This window comes from Nonomuraea gerenzanensis (assembly GCF_020215645.1).
GTDB classification, from domain to species: Bacteria; Actinomycetota; Actinomycetes; order Streptosporangiales; family Streptosporangiaceae; genus Nonomuraea; species Nonomuraea gerenzanensis.
Window position 1 is genome coordinate 4,836,638 of record NZ_CP084058.1, and the last position, 15,873, is coordinate 4,852,510.

At 71.4% G+C, this 15,873-nt stretch carries 15 protein-coding genes and 1 riboswitch; of the genes, 9 read left to right on the forward strand and 6 right to left on the reverse strand.

The genetic code is table 11. The annotated features are described in order from the left end of the window. Positions 1–3 precede the first annotated feature (3 nt). From LCN96_RS22810 to LCN96_RS22840, 7 genes are all read left to right on the forward strand, one after another. Positions 4–2,520, forward strand: a complete 2,517-nt coding sequence (locus tag LCN96_RS22810; protein ID WP_225274901.1) for a mannose-1-phosphate guanyltransferase — start codon at positions 4–6, stop codon at positions 2,518–2,520. 267 nt (positions 2,521–2,787) lie between these two features. Beyond that, positions 2,788–3,300 carry an FHA domain-containing protein gene (locus LCN96_RS22815; protein ID WP_225274902.1) on the forward strand — a complete coding sequence of 171 codons (513 nt, stop codon included), beginning with the start codon at positions 2,788–2,790 and terminating at the stop codon, positions 3,298–3,300. Between the two features lie 52 nt (positions 3,301–3,352). Beyond that, entirely contained in the window at positions 3,353–4,006 is a 654-nt protein-coding gene (ftsR, locus tag LCN96_RS22820; protein ID WP_225274903.1) for a transcriptional regulator FtsR, read from the forward strand. A gap of 132 nt (positions 4,007–4,138) precedes the next feature. Then, positions 4,139–4,609: a bifunctional nuclease family protein gene (locus tag LCN96_RS22825; protein WP_090771501.1), complete on the forward strand. Its 471-nt coding sequence runs from the start codon at positions 4,139–4,141 to the stop codon at positions 4,607–4,609. A 147-nt stretch (positions 4,610–4,756) separates the two neighbouring features. After that, positions 4,757–5,377 (forward strand): MerR family transcriptional regulator, encoded by a 621-nt coding sequence (locus LCN96_RS22830; RefSeq protein ID WP_225274904.1) that lies wholly within the window; start codon positions 4,757–4,759, stop codon positions 5,375–5,377. 122 nt (positions 5,378–5,499) lie between these two features. Next, positions 5,500–5,597, forward strand: a riboswitch (glycine riboswitch). A 183-nt stretch (positions 5,598–5,780) separates the two neighbouring features. Beyond that, on the forward strand, positions 5,781–8,609 hold the full coding sequence (gene gcvP, locus LCN96_RS22835; RefSeq protein ID WP_225274905.1) for an aminomethyl-transferring glycine dehydrogenase: 2,829 nt from the start codon (positions 5,781–5,783) through the stop codon (positions 8,607–8,609). 185 nt (positions 8,610–8,794) lie between these two features. Beyond that, positions 8,795–9,604, forward strand: coding sequence for a tetratricopeptide repeat protein (locus LCN96_RS22840; protein WP_225274906.1), 810 nt, complete (start codon positions 8,795–8,797; stop codon positions 9,602–9,604). Between the two features lie 15 nt (positions 9,605–9,619). Here the strand turns inward: LCN96_RS22840 and LCN96_RS22845 are convergent, their stop codons facing one another. Continuing rightward, positions 9,620–9,961, reverse strand: a complete 342-nt coding sequence (locus LCN96_RS22845) for a hypothetical protein (RefSeq protein WP_225274907.1) — start codon at positions 9,959–9,961, stop codon at positions 9,620–9,622. An 82-nt stretch (positions 9,962–10,043) separates the two neighbouring features. On the opposite strand from LCN96_RS22845, the gene LCN96_RS22850 reads away from it, so the two are divergent. Beyond that, complete coding sequence (locus LCN96_RS22850; RefSeq protein ID WP_225274908.1) at positions 10,044–10,634, forward strand: alpha/beta hydrolase family protein; 591 nt, start codon at positions 10,044–10,046, stop codon at positions 10,632–10,634. A gap of 368 nt (positions 10,635–11,002) precedes the next feature. On the opposite strand, the gene LCN96_RS22855 is transcribed toward LCN96_RS22850, so the two are convergent. Both LCN96_RS22855 and LCN96_RS22860 read right to left on the reverse strand, forming a co-directional pair. Beyond that, on the reverse strand, positions 11,003–11,194 hold the full coding sequence (locus LCN96_RS22855) for a DUF5999 family protein (protein WP_090931239.1): 192 nt from the start codon (positions 11,192–11,194) through the stop codon (positions 11,003–11,005). A gap of 201 nt (positions 11,195–11,395) precedes the next feature. Beyond that, the gene (locus tag LCN96_RS22860; protein WP_225274909.1) at positions 11,396–11,956 is read right to left on the reverse strand and encodes a TetR/AcrR family transcriptional regulator C-terminal domain-containing protein; all 561 of its coding nucleotides are present in this window, start codon (positions 11,954–11,956) and stop codon (positions 11,396–11,398) included. Between the two features lie 136 nt (positions 11,957–12,092). On the opposite strand from LCN96_RS22860, the gene LCN96_RS22865 reads away from it, so the two are divergent. Then, positions 12,093–12,470, forward strand: coding sequence for a hypothetical protein (locus LCN96_RS22865; protein ID WP_225274910.1), 378 nt, complete (start codon positions 12,093–12,095; stop codon positions 12,468–12,470). Between the two features lie 310 nt (positions 12,471–12,780). On the opposite strand, the gene LCN96_RS22870 is transcribed toward LCN96_RS22865, so the two are convergent. The 3 genes from LCN96_RS22870 to LCN96_RS22880 form a co-directional block, all read right to left on the reverse strand. Then, on the reverse strand, positions 12,781–14,142 hold the full coding sequence (locus tag LCN96_RS22870; RefSeq protein ID WP_225274911.1) for an RNA polymerase sigma factor: 1,362 nt from the start codon (positions 14,140–14,142) through the stop codon (positions 12,781–12,783). Positions 14,143–14,318: 176 nt separating this feature from the next. Continuing rightward, on the reverse strand, positions 14,319–14,675 hold the full coding sequence (locus tag LCN96_RS22875; protein WP_225274912.1) for a hypothetical protein: 357 nt from the start codon (positions 14,673–14,675) through the stop codon (positions 14,319–14,321). Positions 14,676–14,718: 43 nt separating this feature from the next. Beyond that, on the reverse strand, positions 14,719–15,867 hold the full coding sequence (locus LCN96_RS22880; RefSeq protein WP_225274913.1) for an AMP-binding protein: 1,149 nt from the start codon (positions 15,865–15,867) through the stop codon (positions 14,719–14,721). Positions 15,868–15,873: the final 6 nt, after the last annotated feature.

The following is a 15,873-nucleotide window of genomic DNA, read 5'->3' on the forward strand; positions in this document are numbered from 1 at the left end:
CGGGTGAAGGCGGTCGTCATGGCGGGCGGGGAGGGCACTCGGCTGCGTCCCATGACCGCCAACCAGCCCAAACCCCTGCTTCCCGTGGCCAACCGTCCGATCATGGAGCACGTGCTGCGCCTGCTCAAGCGGCACGGCGTCACCGAGACGGTGGTGACGCTCCAGTTCCTGGCGGCGCTCGTGCGCAACTACTTCGGTGACGGCGACGAACTCGGCATGAGCCTCCAGTACGCCACCGAGGACGTCCCGCTCGGCACCGCCGGCAGCGTCAAGAACGCCGCCGACCGGCTGCGCGACGACCGCTTTCTGGTGATCTCCGGAGACGCCCTCACGGATATTGATTTATCCGACATGATCCGTTTTCACCGGGAAAATGGGGCCCTTGTCACGATCGGCCTCAAACGCGTCCCGAACCCGCTCGAATTCGGGATCATCATCGTCGACGACGAGGGCCGCGTGCAGCGCTTCCTGGAGAAACCCACCTGGGGCCAGGTCTTCTCCGACACCGTCAACACCGGCATCTACGTCATGGAGCCCGAGGTCCTCGACGCGGTCGCGCCCGGCGAGCCCGTCGACTGGTCCTCGGACGTCTTCCCCGCCCTCCTGGAGCGCGGCGCCGCCATCTACGGCTACGTCGCCGACGGCTACTGGGAGGACGTCGGCACTCACGACAGCTACCTCAAGGCCCAGGTCGACGCCCTGTCCGGCAAGGTCGAGCTGGACATCGGCGGCTTCGAGCTCTCCCCGGGCGTCTGGGTGGCCGACTCGGCCTCGGTGGACCCCGACGCCGTGCTCAAGGGCCCGCTGCTCATCGGCGACTACGCCAAGGTCGAGGCGGGGGCCGAGCTGCGCGAGTACACCGTGCTCGGCAACAACGCGGTCGTGCGGGAGGGAGCCTTCCTGCACCGCGCGGTCGTCCACGACAACGTCTACCTCGGCCCCGGCGCCCACCTGCGCGGCTGCGTCATCGGCAAGAGCACCGACGTGATGGCCGGCGCCCGCATCGAGGAGAACGCGATCATCGGCGACGAGTGTGTCATCGAGGCGGAGGCGTACGTCTCCAGCGGCGTCAAGGTCTACCCGTTCAAGACCATCGAGGCGGGCGCGGTCGTCAACACCAGCGTCATCTGGGAGTCGCGCGGCCAGCGCAACCTGTTCGGGCCCCGGGGCGTCAGCGGCCTGGTCAACGTCGAGATCACGGCCGAGCTGTGCGTCCGCCTGGCCAGTGCGTACGCCACCACCCTGCGCAAGGGCGAGTACGTCGTCACCTCCCGCGACTGCTCCCTGGCCGCCAGGGCGCTCAAGCGGGCCGTCATCGGCGCGCTCACCGCGGGCGCCATCAACGTCCTGGACCTGGAGGCCGCCCCGCTGCCCGTCACGCGCTTCCACACCGCGCGCGAGTCGTCCGCCGGCGGCATCGCGCTGCGCACCACCCCGGGCGACCCGCAGAGCGTGGACATCGTCATCATGGACGACCGCGGCGCCGACCTGCCGCCGGCCGCCCAGCGCAAGCTGGAGCGGGTCTTCTCCCGCCAGGAGTTCCGCCGCGCGTTCCCCGGCGAGATCGCCGAGCTGGCCTACCCGGCCAGGGCCTTCGAGGACTACACCCACGAGCTGCTGCGCAACGTCGGCGTGGCCGGCGTGCGGGACATGAAGGTCGTCGTGGACTGCGCGGGCGGCACCTCCTCGCTGGTGCTGCCCACCCTGCTCGGCCGGGTCGGCGTCGAGGTGCTCACCGTCAACGCCCGCCTGGACGACGTCTCGCCCACCGAGACGCTGGCCGAGCGCCGCCGCGACCTGCAACGCCTCTCGGAGCTGGTCAGCAGCTCCCGGGCGGCCTTCGGCGTGCGGTTCGACCCGGTCGGCGAGCGCATCGCCCTGGTGGACGAGAAGGGCCAGCTCATCAGCGAGGAACGGGCCCTGCTCGTGGTGCTCGACCTGGTCGCCGCCGAGCGCAGGGGCGGGCAGGTGGCGCTGCCGGTCACCACGACCCGCGTCGCCGAGCAGGTGTGCCGCTTCCACGGGGTGCAGGTGCAGTGGACCTCCACCGCCCAGGACGCCCTCACCTCGGCCGCCGCCGGACCAGACATGATCTTCGCGGCCGACGGGCGGGGCGGTTTCGTGGTGCCGGAGTTCAGCCCCGCGATCGACGGGATGGCCGCGTTCATCCGCCTGCTCGGCCTGGTCGCCCGCACCCGGCTCTCGCTCAGCCAGATCGACGCCAGGATCCCCGAGGTCAAGCTGCTCAAGCGGACCGTGCCCACGCCGTGGGCGGCCAAGGGCGCCGTCATGCGCTCGGTCATCGAGGCGGCCGAGGCCGAGGTCCAGTCCGGGGAGCAGGGGCATCGCATCGACACCACCGACGGCGTGCGCGTGACCCGCGGCGACGGGAGCTGGGTGCTGGTGCTGCCCGCCGCCGCCGAGCCCGTCACCGACCTGTGGGCCGAGGCGGGGGACATGGACGCCGCCCAGGCGCTGATCGAACGCTGGGCCCGCATCGTGGAACTGGCCGTGGGGTGATAGCGTCACACGCTGTGATCGGAAAGGGTTTACCGAAGATGTGCCCGGGCAGTGCCGCAAGATCGTAATGTAGAAACGCGCGGCGGCATGGACCACGGGGCGGGGGCGGCGGTAACTTTGTCTGCGTCCAAACCAACGTGCAGCGCCCCGCCTTGACCTTTGCCGCTGATCAGCGTAAGTTGCGGCATTCGCAAACTTGAAAAAGCGAAGCGAGGCGCGCCCTGAGCACCGTCGCCGCGTCTTCGCGGTAGGAGGCCGAGCCGATCGATGCCGAGCGTCTACTGCACGCAGTGCGGGCACGCCAACCCCGAGGATGCCCGTTACTGTTCCCGCTGTGGGTCACCGCTGACCAGACCCGAGGTCTCCGGGGATACCACATCGACGATCTCCGTCGCGGGAATCGAGGCGTACGAGGCTGAGACAGGCGACATGCTCCTGGCCGAGCGGGCGCTGGTCGAGCAGCTGCCGCCCGGCACGGCGTTGCTCACGGTCACCAGGGGGCCCAACCAGGGCAGCCGTTACCGGCTCGACAAGGACCTGACGACGACCGGGCGTCACCCTGAGAGCGACATCTTCCTCGACGACATCACCGTCTCGCGCCGGCACGTCGAGTTCTACCGCCACCGCGGTGGCCAGTTCTCGGTGCGCGACGTGGGCAGCCTCAACGGCACCTACGTCAACAGGGAGCGCATCGAGGAGGTCCCCCTGCACTCCGGGGACGAGGTGCAGATCGGCAAGTTCCGCCTCCTGTTCCTGATGCGGGGCAACGCCGGCGTATGAGCGGGTGCGGTGAGCGACTCACGGTGACGGGCGGCCGTCCGCGGGAGGCGGTATGACTTCTCAGGCTGCGCGCTCGCACATGAGCATCGGGGAGGTGCTCGCGCTCCTGCAGGGCGAGTTCCCCGACGTGACGATCTCCAAGATCAGGTTCTTGGAGGGCGAGGGCCTGATCGAGCCCGAGCGCAGCCCGTCCGGCTACCGTAAGTTCACCCACCTGCACGTGGAGCAGCTGCGCTTCATCCTCACCGAGCAGCGTGACCACTACCTGCCGCTGCGGGTGATCAAGGACAGGATGGCCGAGAGCTTCGGCCGCCCGCGCGCCCTGCAGCAGCCGCAGGAGACCAGGCTCAGCCGGGCCGAGCTGCTGGAGGCCGCCGCGATCGACGAGGAGACCCTCGCCGAGCTGGAGGACTACGGCCTGCTGGCCCCCGTGGCCAGGCGCTACGACGAGGAGGCGCTCAAGGTGGCCCGCACCGTGGGCGCCCTGGCCCGCTTCGGCCTGCACGCCCGCCACCTGCGGGCGGTCAAGGCGGCGGCCGAGCGGGAGGCCGGTCTGGTGGAGCAGACGGTCGCCCCCATACTCAAGCGGCGCCGCCCGGGAGCCATCGGCGAGGCCGACGAGGTCGCCAGGGAGCTTTCCACCCTGCTGCTCGACCTGCACGCGTCCCTTGTGCGCACGGGCGTCCGATCGGTCCTGGGGCGTTGAGACCGTAGCGAGCTGGGAGGCGGAGGCACATTCCAGGCCCGCCGGGTGTTACGTTGAATTGCGAAGCCAAGTCAGCAGAAGCGATGATCGAAGAGCTGTGCCGGGTGACCGGTCAGGAATACGGAGCAGCCCGTGTTGCAGATGGAGGTCGTGGGCGTTCGAGTTGAGATGCCCACAAATCAGCCGATCGTCTTGCTCAAGGAGGCACACGGGGAGCGGTTCCTGCCCATATGGATCGGCATGACCGAAGCCACGGCCATCGCGCTGGCACAGGCGGAGGAGCCCCCGCCGCGGCCGCTGACCCATGACCTCTTCCGCGACGTGCTGAGCGCGCTGGGCGTCGGCCTGCGGGCGGTCAACATCGTCGCGCTGCGCGACGGCATCTTCTTCGCCGATCTGGTCTTCTCCAACGGCGTGGAGGTGAGCGCGCGGCCCTCCGACTCGATCGCGCTCGCGCTGCGCACCGGGGCCCGCATCTTCGCCAGTGAGGAAGTCGTCCAGGAGGCCGGGGTGATCATCCCGGACGACCAGGAGGACGAGGTGGAGAAGTTCAGGGAGTTCCTTGACACGATCACTCCCGAGGACTTCGGCAGGGCGGGGTAGGTATTTCAGTGCATTTACGCTTCACGACGCGCCGAGCCGGATCGTTGACTGAGCATGGTCACGGTCCTACGGTGCAAGTGAAACCCGTGGTCGCCCTTTACGAACCCCCAGATCAGGCCACGGGATGAGAGAAAGCCGGAGGTCCGCGTGGCGGTCAGCAGCGGCGAGGGAAAGACGGCCGGCCAGGAAGATCCGGTGCGGCGCGAGAGCGCGCGGCAGCGTGCCGGGGAGCAGGGCCTGCTCTTCGACGAGCAGCCGACGTCGCTGCCGGGCGACATCGGATACCGCGGGCCGACGGCCTGCGCCGCGGCCGGCATCACCTACAGGCAGCTCGACTACTGGGCGCGCACGGGGCTGGTGGAGCCCACCATCAGGGCGGCGCACGGCTCGGGCTCCCAGCGGCTCTACAGCTTCCGCGACATCCTGGTGCTCAAGGTCGTCAAGCGGCTCCTCGACACCGGGGTGTCGCTGCAGCAGATCCGCACGGCTGTGCAGCACCTGCGTGATCGCGGGGTCGCCGACCTCGCGCAGATCACGCTGATGAGCGACGGCGTGAGCGTGTACGAATGCACCTCGGCCGACGAGGTGATCGATCTGCTCCAGGGCGGGCAGGGTGTGTTCGGGATCGCGCTCGGGCGCGTCTGGCGGGAGGTCGAGGGATCCCTCGCGGAGCTGCCGGGGGAACGCGCGGCGGTCGAGGACACCGTCCCGGCCGACCACCCCGCTGACGAGCTGGCCCGCAGGCGCCGCGCGCGCCGCACCGGCTGACCCTCCTCCTGCGTGACCTTCCTCCGCCTGTAGTCCGCCTGTGCGTACTTCTCGCGTGCGCTGGCGCGGCCCGGTGACCGGTTATCCGGGCCTACCGTAGTAATCTAGGACAGCAAGGCTGACGACCCCGTGCGGGAGAGTCCTCGGGCACCTGGTCCCGGGGCGCCGAAGGAGCAACCCTCCCCGGAATCTCTCAGGCATCCAGTACCGCTCGGGTGAGGCAACTCTGGAAAGCAGGCGCACCCGCCAGGCGCGCCTCACCGACGGTGCAAGCCCCACCGGGGGTGAAGCTCTCAGGTCGTGGCACCGGCGCACATCGCGGGGGCCGCGCTGACAGAGGGGGAGATCCGGCACTCGTCCGCGCCCTGGCGCCGGTCTCCATGAGCCTCGGGAGGCACACCCCATGACCGATCTGTCAGCTCCGCCGTTCTCGTCCAGGCACATCGGCCCCTCGGAGGCCGAGCAGCAGCGCATGCTCGAGGCCGTGGGCTTCGAATCCGTCGCGGACCTGGTGGCGGTGGCCGTCCCCGAGGCGATCAGAGCCAAGGACAAGCTCAAGCTGCCCGCCGCCATCGGCGAGGCCGAGGCCATCGCCGAGCTGCGCGCGCTGGCCGGGCGCAACCGGGTGCTCACCTCCATGATCGGCCTGGGCTACTACGACACCGTCACGCCCGGCGTCATCCGCCGCAACCTGCTGGAGAACCCGGGCTGGTACACCGCCTACACCCCGTACCAGCCGGAGATCTCGCAGGGCCGCCTGGAGGCGCTGCTGAACTTCCAGACGGTCGTCTCCGACCTCACCGGCCTGCCCGTCTCGGGCGCGTCGCTGCTGGACGAGGGCACCGCCGCCGCCGAGGCCATGACGCTGGCGCGCAGGGCGGGCAAGTCGAAGAGCGACGTGTTCGTGGTGGACGCCGACGCGCTGCCGCAGACCAAGGCCGTGCTGGCCACCAGGGCGGAGCCGCTCGGCATCACGCTGGTGGAGCACGACCTGCAGGGCGAGCTGCCCGAGTGCTTCGGGCTGCTGGTGCAGTACCCCGGAGCGTCCGGGCGGCTGCGCGACTTCCGCGCCGTGGCCGCCGCGGCGCACGAGGCCGGCGCGCTGGTCGTGGCCGCCGCTGACCTGCTCGCGCTGACGCTGGTCGCCGCGCCCGGCGAGCTGGGGGCCGACATCGCGATCGGGTCATCGCAGCGCTTCGGGGTGCCGTTCGGGTTCGGCGGGCCGCACGCCGCGTACATGTCCGTACGGGAGGGGCTGCAGCGGCAGCTGCCCGGACGGCTCGTCGGCGTGTCCGTGGACGCCGACGGCGACCCCGCCTACCGCCTGGCCCTGCAGACCCGCGAGCAGCACATCCGCCGCGAGAAGGCCACCAGCAACATCTGCACCGCGCAGGTGCTGCTCGCCGTCATCGCGAGCATGTACGCCGTCTACCACGGCCCCGAGGGCCTGCGCGGCATCGCGCACCGCGTGCACCGCCACGCCACCGCCCTGGCCGAGGGGCTGCGCGGCGCGGGCGTGGAGGTCGTGCACGGCGAGTTCTTCGACACCGTGCTGGCCCGCGTGCCCGGCAGGGCAGCCGCCGTCGTGGCCGCCGCCGCCGAGCGCGGCGTCAACCTCTGGCAGGTGGACGCCGACCACGTCTCCGTCGCCTGCGACGAGAAGACCGGCGCCGCCGAGGTGGCCGCGGTGTGGGCGGCGTTCGGCGTGAGCGCCGAGGCGACCCCCGAGGACGCCGCCGACGCGCTGCCCGCCGATCTGCTGCGGGAGACCCCGTACCTGACCCACCCGGTCTTCCACAGCCACCGCTCCGAGACCGCGATGCTGCGCTACCTGCGCAGGCTGCAGGACAAGGACATCGCGCTGGATCGCTCGATGATCCCGCTCGGCTCCTGCACGATGAAGCTGAACGCGACCAGCGAGATGGAGCCCATCACCTGGCCGGAGTTCGCCGCCATCCACCCGTACGCGCCCGCCGAGCAGGCCGAGGGGTACGCCGAGCTGATCGGCACGCTGGAGGGCTGGCTGGCCGAGGTGACCGGCTACGACGCCGTCTCCATCCAGCCGAACGCGGGCTCCCAGGGCGAGTTCGCCGGGCTGCTGGCCATCCGCGCCTACCACCGCGCCAACGGCCAGGGCGAGCGCGACGTGTGCCTCATCCCGTCCTCCGCCCACGGCACGAACGCCGCCAGCGCCGTCATGGCCGGCATGCGCGTCGTGGTCGTGGCCTGCGACGACGACGGCAACGTGGACCTGGCCGACCTCGACGCCAAGATCGACAAGCACCGCGACGCGCTGGCGGCGATCATGGTGACGTACCCGTCCACGCATGGCGTGTACGAGGAGACGATCACCGAGGTGTGCGCCAAGGTGCACGACGCCGGCGGCCAGGTGTACGTCGACGGCGCCAACCTCAACGCGCTGGTCGGGCTGGCCAAGCCGGGCGAGTTCGGCGCCGACGTCTCGCACCTCAACCTGCACAAGACGTTCTGCATCCCGCACGGCGGCGGCGGCCCCGGCGTCGGCCCCGTCGCGGTCCGCGCCCACCTGGCCGCCTACCTGCCCGGCCACCCGCTGCACAACGGCACCCCCGTCGGCCCCGTGTCGGCGGCCCCGTACGGCTCGGCGGGCATCCTGCCGATCTCGTGGGCGTACGTCAGGATGATGGGTGCCGAGGGCCTCACGGCCGCCACCGAGCAGGCCATCCTGTCGGCGAACTACCTGGCCAGGCGCCTGGCCCCGCACTACCCCGTGCTCTACACCGGCCGCGGCGGCCTGGTGGCGCACGAGTGCATCGTGGACCTGCGGCAGATCACCAAGGAGACCGGCGTCACCGTGGACGACGTGGCCAAGCGCCTCATCGACTACGGCTTCCACGCGCCGACCATGTCGTTCCCCGTGGCCGGCACCCTGATGATCGAGCCGACCGAGAGCGAGGACCTGAACGAGCTCGACCGGTTCGTCGACGCCATGATCGCCATCCGCGGCGAGATCGCCAAGGTGGCCTCCGGCGAGTACGACAAGACCGACAACCCGCTGCGCAACGCGCCGCACACGGCCGAGTCCGTCGCCGCAGACGAGTGGCCGCACCCGTACGCGCGTTCGGAGGCCGCCTACCCGCTGCCGTCGCTGCGCGAGAACAAGTACTGGGTGCCGGTGCGCCGCATCGACCAGGCCTACGGCGACCGCAACCTGGTGTGCTCCTGCCCGCCCCTCGAGGCCTACGAGGACTGATCACCCGGCCCGGCGACACGCGCGGGGCGCGCGGTTCGCCGGGCTTGTCCTGGAACGTGTTCTGGCAGTTCCGGGTACGTCCGCCGGTGGAGGCGGGGGCTCCGGCCAGTCCTTCGGTGTCAAGTGAGCAGACATGATCGCCGATAGTCGTTAGGCTCGGTGCGACCGTCCCACAAGGAGCTCTCTTGACGTCCTCAGAGCTGGAGACCCCGCCCCTCGACACCGCCCGCCGGCTGGCCGAGCACGGTGATCTCGACGCCGCCGCCCGCATCCTGGGCGAGCTGGCCGCGGACCCCGACGGGCCCGACAGGGCGCAGGCCGCGGTGGGCCTGGCCGTGGTGCTCGAACAGCGCGGCGACCTCGAGGGCGCCAGGGCCGCCGCCAGGACGGCGCTGGCCACCGGGCACCCCGAGTACGCCGCGCAGGCCGCCTGCCACCTCGCCCAGGGCTTCGAGCGCGAGGGCCGCGACGAGCAGGCCAGGGCCGCCTGGCAGGCCGTGCTGGGGGTGGGCACCGCCGCGTACGTGCCGCTGGCCCACCTCGCGCTGGCGCGGCTGGCCGTGCGGGGCGGGCACCTGGAGGAGGCGGAGAAGGAGTTCCGCGCCGCCATGGAGACGGGCGCGCGGGGCGGCGAGGAGCGGGCCGGCGCGCACGCCGCCGCGGAGCTCGCCGAGCTGATGCTGGAGCACGGGGAGCCGGGGGCGGCGGCGGAGGTGCTCCTGGACGCGCTGGACTTCGCCCCCGGGGATGAGGTGCCGGGGCTGCGGGTTCAGCTCGGTATCGCGCATCTGGAGCTGGCCTGCGCCGAGTTCGCCGAGAGCGTCGAGGGCGGGGCCGACGCGCAGACGGGCGCGCTGGCGATCGAGCTGCTCGCGCGCACGTTGCCCTTGCGGGGGCGGGACGAGGATGCGGGGCGGGTCTGGTCGTACGGGCTGGAGCACGAGGACGAGACGCTGGCCGCGGAGGTGCGGCTGCGCTACCACCGGGACGGCTGAGCCGCTGGGGGCGCGTCAGGACCTGCGCATGATCGCGACGGCGGCGGCCACGTTGATCACCACGATGGACAGCCACGCGACCAGCAGCCCCGGGCCGCCCGCGCTGGCCGCGATGGCCGTCAGCGGCACGCCGATGCCCAGCGAACCCAGCACGATCGGCACCATGGGCGCGCTCGGATGGCGGCCCTTGGCCCGCACGGGGTCCTGGTGATGCAGCTCGGAGCGCACCCGGGCGGCGATCGTGGCGTCGAGGCGCTCCACGAACGAGTCGATCAGCGCGGTTTCGTACTCCGGGCCCAGATCGCGGCGTGCGTCGAGCGTGGCCTGGAGGTCGTCCCGGAGGCGTTTGTCTGGCATAGAGCACATCATCCCCGCCGCGCGGCGCGCCGTCATCCGCCCTGAGGGCTAGGGGCCGATCCTCCCCAGGTACGGTGCTGCCATGCAGGTGATGACGCCGCGAGGGCCGGCGCTGGTGGAGATCGAGGAGGCCGCCGACCCGCGGCTGCTGCTGGTGCTGACCCACGGCTCGGCCGGGGGAGTGGACGCCCCCGACCTGCTGGCCGTACGCGACGCGGCACTTGCGGCGGGGGCCAGTGTGGCCAGGGTGACGCAGGCGTTCAGGGTGGCGGGGGCGCGGGCGCCCGGCTCGCCCGTCAAGCAGGACGAGGCGTGGGAGATCGTCCTGCGCGAGCTGCGCGCCGATCGGGCGGAGCTGCCTGTGGTGCAGGGCGGGCGGAGCAACGGGGCCCGGGTGGCGTGCCGCACGGCCAAGGCGGTGGGGGCCTCGGCGGTGGTGGCGCTGGCCTTTCCGCTGCACCCGCCGGGGCGGCCGGAGCGGTCCAGGGCCGATGAGCTGCGGGGGGCGGGGGTGGATGTGCTGGTGGTGAACGGGGACCGGGATCCGTTCGGGATACCTGAGGCTGTGGATGCGGCGCGGCTGGTGGTGCTGCCGGGGGAGAATCACGACCTCAAGCGTGACCCCGCGAAGGTGGGCGAGATCGTGGCCGAATGGATCATGAACTACGCGTGACCGGCCTTTTGTGCGCGGGCAGGGCGTTCTGCGGGACGATTCGCGCCGCCGGGAGCCTGCGGGCCGATCCGGAACGGCTGAGCGGCGTGCGGGCTGGTCCGGGACCCTGGACTGCCTGGACTGCCTGGACTGCCTGGACCTGTGCGGGCCGATGCGGGTCGCCTGGACTTGGGTGCGGGATGCCGGCGGCTGTTCCGGTGAGGCGTCGCTCGCTGAGGCGTCGGCCGTTCGTCATGCGGAGCGCCCCGGGTCGTGACGCGGGGCGCCGGCCCGGCGTGCGGGCGGGAGGTCGCTCCGGGCGCGTGGCCCGGCGCGTGGGCGAGCGGTCCGTCGCGGGCGCGGGCCCGGCGAGGTGCTCGCCGGGATCGTCAGGCTGCGCCGACCACGGGCCGGTGCGGGGCGATGACGGTGCCGCTGGGCAGGAGCTCACCGGTGTCCTCGAACAGGACGACTCCATTGCAGAGCAGACTCCACCCCTGCTCGGGGTGGCAGGCGAGGGTGCGTGCCGCCTCGCGGTCTGGCGCCTCGGCATCCGGACAGGCCGGGTCGTGCGGGCACATCGGCGTGCCTCCGATATCTCGTGGGACGCTCCCGGTCTGGAGGGGCGGGAGCCGGCTCGGGTAGTTGTGCTGGCAAGTGTGCGACGTACGTCACTCGTTCCGACATAGCCCGTTCGGACTGTTACAGGAGGATCCCTGGATCGTGTGACCTTCGACACAGCGTGCCTTATGCAGGATAACGGTCCAAGCGCGACACGCGCATCACGTTTGCAATCCCTTGAGAAGAGCGTCGAGTCCGCGCTCGAAGTCCACATCCGCTCTTTCGTCCCTCCTGACCCATTCATCAACTTCTGGGTCGGCCCATCCCGACTGCTGCACCTCGACCGCCACGCTGCCGAACACGAAGGCCCGCAGCGCCCGTACGGCCTCGGCGGCGTCGTCCAGGCCACCGTCGGCGAGCTGCTCGACCTGCTCCCTGATGGCCAGGGCCGTGGCGCCCTTGGGCGGCTTGGTCAGGGCCAGGGCCAGCACGCCCGGGTGGTCGCGCAGCAGCTCCCTGCTGGCCCGGCACCACGCCTTGGCGGTCTCCTGCCAGGAGGAGCCCTGCTCGACGTGCACGGCCGTGACGTGCTCGGCCAGGGCGTCCATCAGCGCCTCCTTGCCGCGGGGGAGGTGGTGGTAGATGGCCATGGCCTCCACCTGGAGGGCGTCGCCCAGCCTGCGCATCGTGAGCCTGCGCAGGCCCTGGCTGTCGGCGATGTGGAGCGCTGCCTCGATGATGCGCTCGCGGGACAGGGGCACCGGCGGTCTCTTGGCGGGCATGGTGATCATCTTACTATGTAAAGGCGCTCGCTCCGGGGCGATTTCCGCCCGTGTCGCGGGACGGCGTACGCTAGGCGGTTGAACGAGTACCGACAGCGTTGAAAGGGCCGGGTCGATGGCGTTTTTCCGTCCGCGGGTGAGCCGGGAGGCAGAGGTCCGCTACCACGCGGACCAGGAGATCTCCAAGAGCTTCCCCGAGTTGCTCGACAAGGCCAGGCAGGCCGAGCAGACGCTGCGCGAGCTGCGTGCCGCCGCGGTCGACGAGATCGAGCTGCTCGCCGCGGGGCGGGCGTTCGACAAGGCGCTGACGGAGGCGCTGAGGGCCGCCGAGGCGGGGCAGCGGGCCACCTTCGGGGTCAAGGCCTATGACGATCGGATCGCGCGGCGCAAGGCCAAGGCGACGCCCGCCGGGGCCATGTGGACGGCTGAGGTCGAGCGGCTGCGCACGTTGCGCGAGGACAACCGGATGTGGGGCATCCCCCGCGTCCCGCGCCCGCTGCCTGCCACGGCCTGAGCCGTCCGCCCCTTGGGGTGACGTGCTGGTGGTGCGGCGCCAGGGGTGACGCTCGGCCGGCCGTCGGCGAGATGCTGCCGTTCGGCCTGGCCGCCGCCGTTTCGGGAGACGCGCGGTCGGAGCAGCACGGGGCAGGGGCGCGGCGGGGGCGATGCCAGGCCGGCCACCAGTGAGGGGCCGTCTCCGCGGAGCTGCCTCCGGTGCCGGCCGTTGCCGTGCCTGTGCTTCCGCGTCACCGGAGCCGGCCGGCCACGGGCGCCGTTCGGGAAAGTGCGAAGAGCCCCGGCACCGAAGTGCCGGGGCTCTCGTATCAGCTGGCCCAGTCCAGCAACGGCCGCGTGTTGCTTGGGTGCCGCAGCTTGGACAGCGACTCCTTCTCCAGCTGCCGGATCCGCTCCCGGGTCAGCCCCAGGTGCTTGCCGATCTCGTCCAGCGTGTGCGGCTTGCCGTCCACGAGCCCGAACCGCAGCGCCATGATCTTCGACTCGCGCGGCGACAGGTTGTCGAGCACGCCCCGCAGCTGATCGCCCAGGAGCTGGCGGTCGACGATCTCGGACGCCTCCGGCGAGTCGACGTCCTCGATGAGGTCGCCGATCGTGGTCTCCCCGTCCTCGCCGATCGTCGCGTTCAGCGAGATCGGCTGGCGGCTGGTGCGCAGCAGCTCCTCGATCTGGTCCGGCGTCTTGTCGAGCTCGACGGCCAGCTCCTCCGGCGTGGGCTCGCGCCCCAGCCGCTGGTGCATGTCACGCTCGACCCGCGACAGCTTGGAGAGCATCTCCAGCACGTGCACGGGCAGCCGGATCGTGCGGGCGGAGTCGGCGAAGCCGCGCTGGATGGCCTGCCTGATCCACCACATGGCGTAGGTGGAGAACTTGAAGCCCTTGGTGTAGTCGAACTTCTCCACGGCCCTGATCAGCCCCAGGTTGCCCTCCTGGACGACGTCCAGCAGCGACATCCCGCGGTCGGTGTACTTCTTGGCCACCGACACCACGAGCCGCAGGTTGGCCTCCAGCATGTGGTCCTTGGCCTGCCTGCCGTCCTCGATGACCAGGTGCAGGTCCTCCTGGACGGACGGGGGCAGGTCGGGCTGGGTCTCCAGCTTGTACTCCGCGTACAGCCCGGCCTCGATCCGCCTGGCGAGCTCGACCTCCTGGGCGGCGGTGAGCAGGGTGCGGCGGCCGATGGACTTGAGGTAGGTGTGCACCGAGTCGCCCATGACGGACTGCGTGTCGTCCAGGTCGAGCGGCTCGTTCTCCAGCTCGGCGTCCTCGCTCAGCACGAGGTCGTCGGGCACGTCCTCCTCGTGCTCCGGCTTGGCCGCGGGCGGCGTGGCGCCGTCGGCGGCGGCCGGCGTACCGGCGGTCGCGGAGATTTTTGCCTCGCCGGGCTTGCGGCCGGTAGTCTTTGCCCGCGAGGTCGTCTTCTTGGCGGTGGACGGCTTCTTCTGGGTCTTCTTCGGGGCGGTGGTGCTGAGAGACGGTTCGCCCTCTGCGGCCAGGCTCACGCCGGCCTCTGACAGCTCGCGCAGGATCGTGCGGCCTTCAGAGGGGCTGATGCCGGCCTCGGCGAATGCGTCACGCAGCTCCGCCAGAGAAAGGTGACCCTGGGCTCGCCCTCGTTCAATCAGCTGGTCGAGAGTTGCGGGTGGGGTCGCCACGGCGGTTCTGGGCATGAGGACACCTCCTCCGTACGGAGTGGAAGCGATCAGGCAGGTTGTGGTGGGGCGGGTTCGCGTCCGCACGGCGCACCAGTATCAATAACGCCAATCGCCGTCATTTGTTCCCGTACGCCCCTGCGGGATGGAAAAGGGGCGGATCGCCCCAAGTCGAAACCGCCCCCGGGCTCGGTCTATTCCGTCAGCCCCGGCTCGCCCGGGCCGGGCTGGATCTCGTCGGAGCCGACCCCGAACTCGCCGGGTGACACCTCGGGCATCGGCATGGGCTCGGCGTCCTCCATGCGCTCGTCCGACCAGTATTCGATGACCTCGCGAGGATCGGGATTGACCTCGGTGGAGACCACGACCCCGTCGTCCGTGGTTTCGGGGGCCGGCTGACCGGACGGTGACGCCTTCTCCACCACGGCTCGGGTCTCCCTCGCGACCTGGTCGAGCTTGCCCGCCGAGGCGGCCGCCGCGACTGAGGCGCCTCCGGCGACGATGACGCCGACGACGGCCGCGGATGCCCACATCTTGCGGGTCTGGTTCATGAAGGCTCCCTCCTTCTCCCCAATTGGACGCAGCCGCAACTCGTCAGGTTCCTGTCCTCAGCCGCACCAGATCGGTCTTGCCGTTCGGCAGCAGCGGCAGCCGGGTGACGAACCGCAGCTCGCGCGGGGCGGCATGGGGAGGAAGCCTATCGCGGCAGTACGCCCTCAATTGCGCAAGCGTGAGAGGTGTGTCGGGGTTGGCCGGAACCACGACGGCGGTGACCAGCTCGCCCCATTCGGGGTCCGGGGTGCCGATCACCGCCACGTCGGCGATCTCCGGATGGGCGCCCAGCACCTCGGTCACGGCGCCCGCGACGACCTTCTCGCCGCCGGTGTTGATCACGTCGTCGGCCCTGCCGAGCACCCGCAGGCGGCCCTCGCGCAGCTCGCCCAGGTCGGAGGTGACGAACCAGCCGCCGTCGAACGGGTCGGCGGGCACGCCGAAGCGGTAACCGGAGAACAGCACCGGGCCCGCGATCCTGATGAGGCCGTCGTCGCCGATCTTGACGTCCACGCCGTCGAGCGGGCGGCCGTCGTACACGCACCCGCCGCTCGTCTCGCTCGACCCGTACGTCGTCACGATCCGCGCCCCGAGCCGCCTGGCACGCTCCAGCAGGCCGGGACGGGCGGCGGCGCCGCCGAGCACGATCGTCCTGAACACCGACAGGTCCGCCCCGGCCTCCACCAGCCGGTGCAGCTGCGTGGGCACCAGGGAGACGTGGTCGGCGCCGGAGCGCAGCACCGCCTCGGGGTCGAACGCCGGGTGGACGATCGGCTCGCTGCCCGACAGCAGGGCGCGTACCAGGACCTGAAGGCCGGAGACGTGGGAGACGGGCAGGCAGCACAGCCAGCGCTCGCCCTCGGCCGCCTCCACGCGGCGCAGCGAGGCAGCCGCGGAGGCACGCAGGGCGCCGGCGGAGAGCAGCACCCCCTTCGGGGCGCCGGTGCTGCCGCTGGTGGCGATCACCACCGCCACGTCGCCGGGGACGCCCTCGCCGTCGCCGCGCGGGACGCCGCCGAGATGCGTGGGGCGCAGGGCGGCCAGCGCGGGCTCCGCGTGGCCGGGGGACAGCGGGAGGACGGCGGGCCCGTCACCGGACAGGGCGTCGCGCACCGCCGCGAACAGGGCAGGTCCCGGAGGCTGCACAATGGCATGCAGCGGACGGTCCGGATGCGACGGGTTCCTCCACATGCTCGT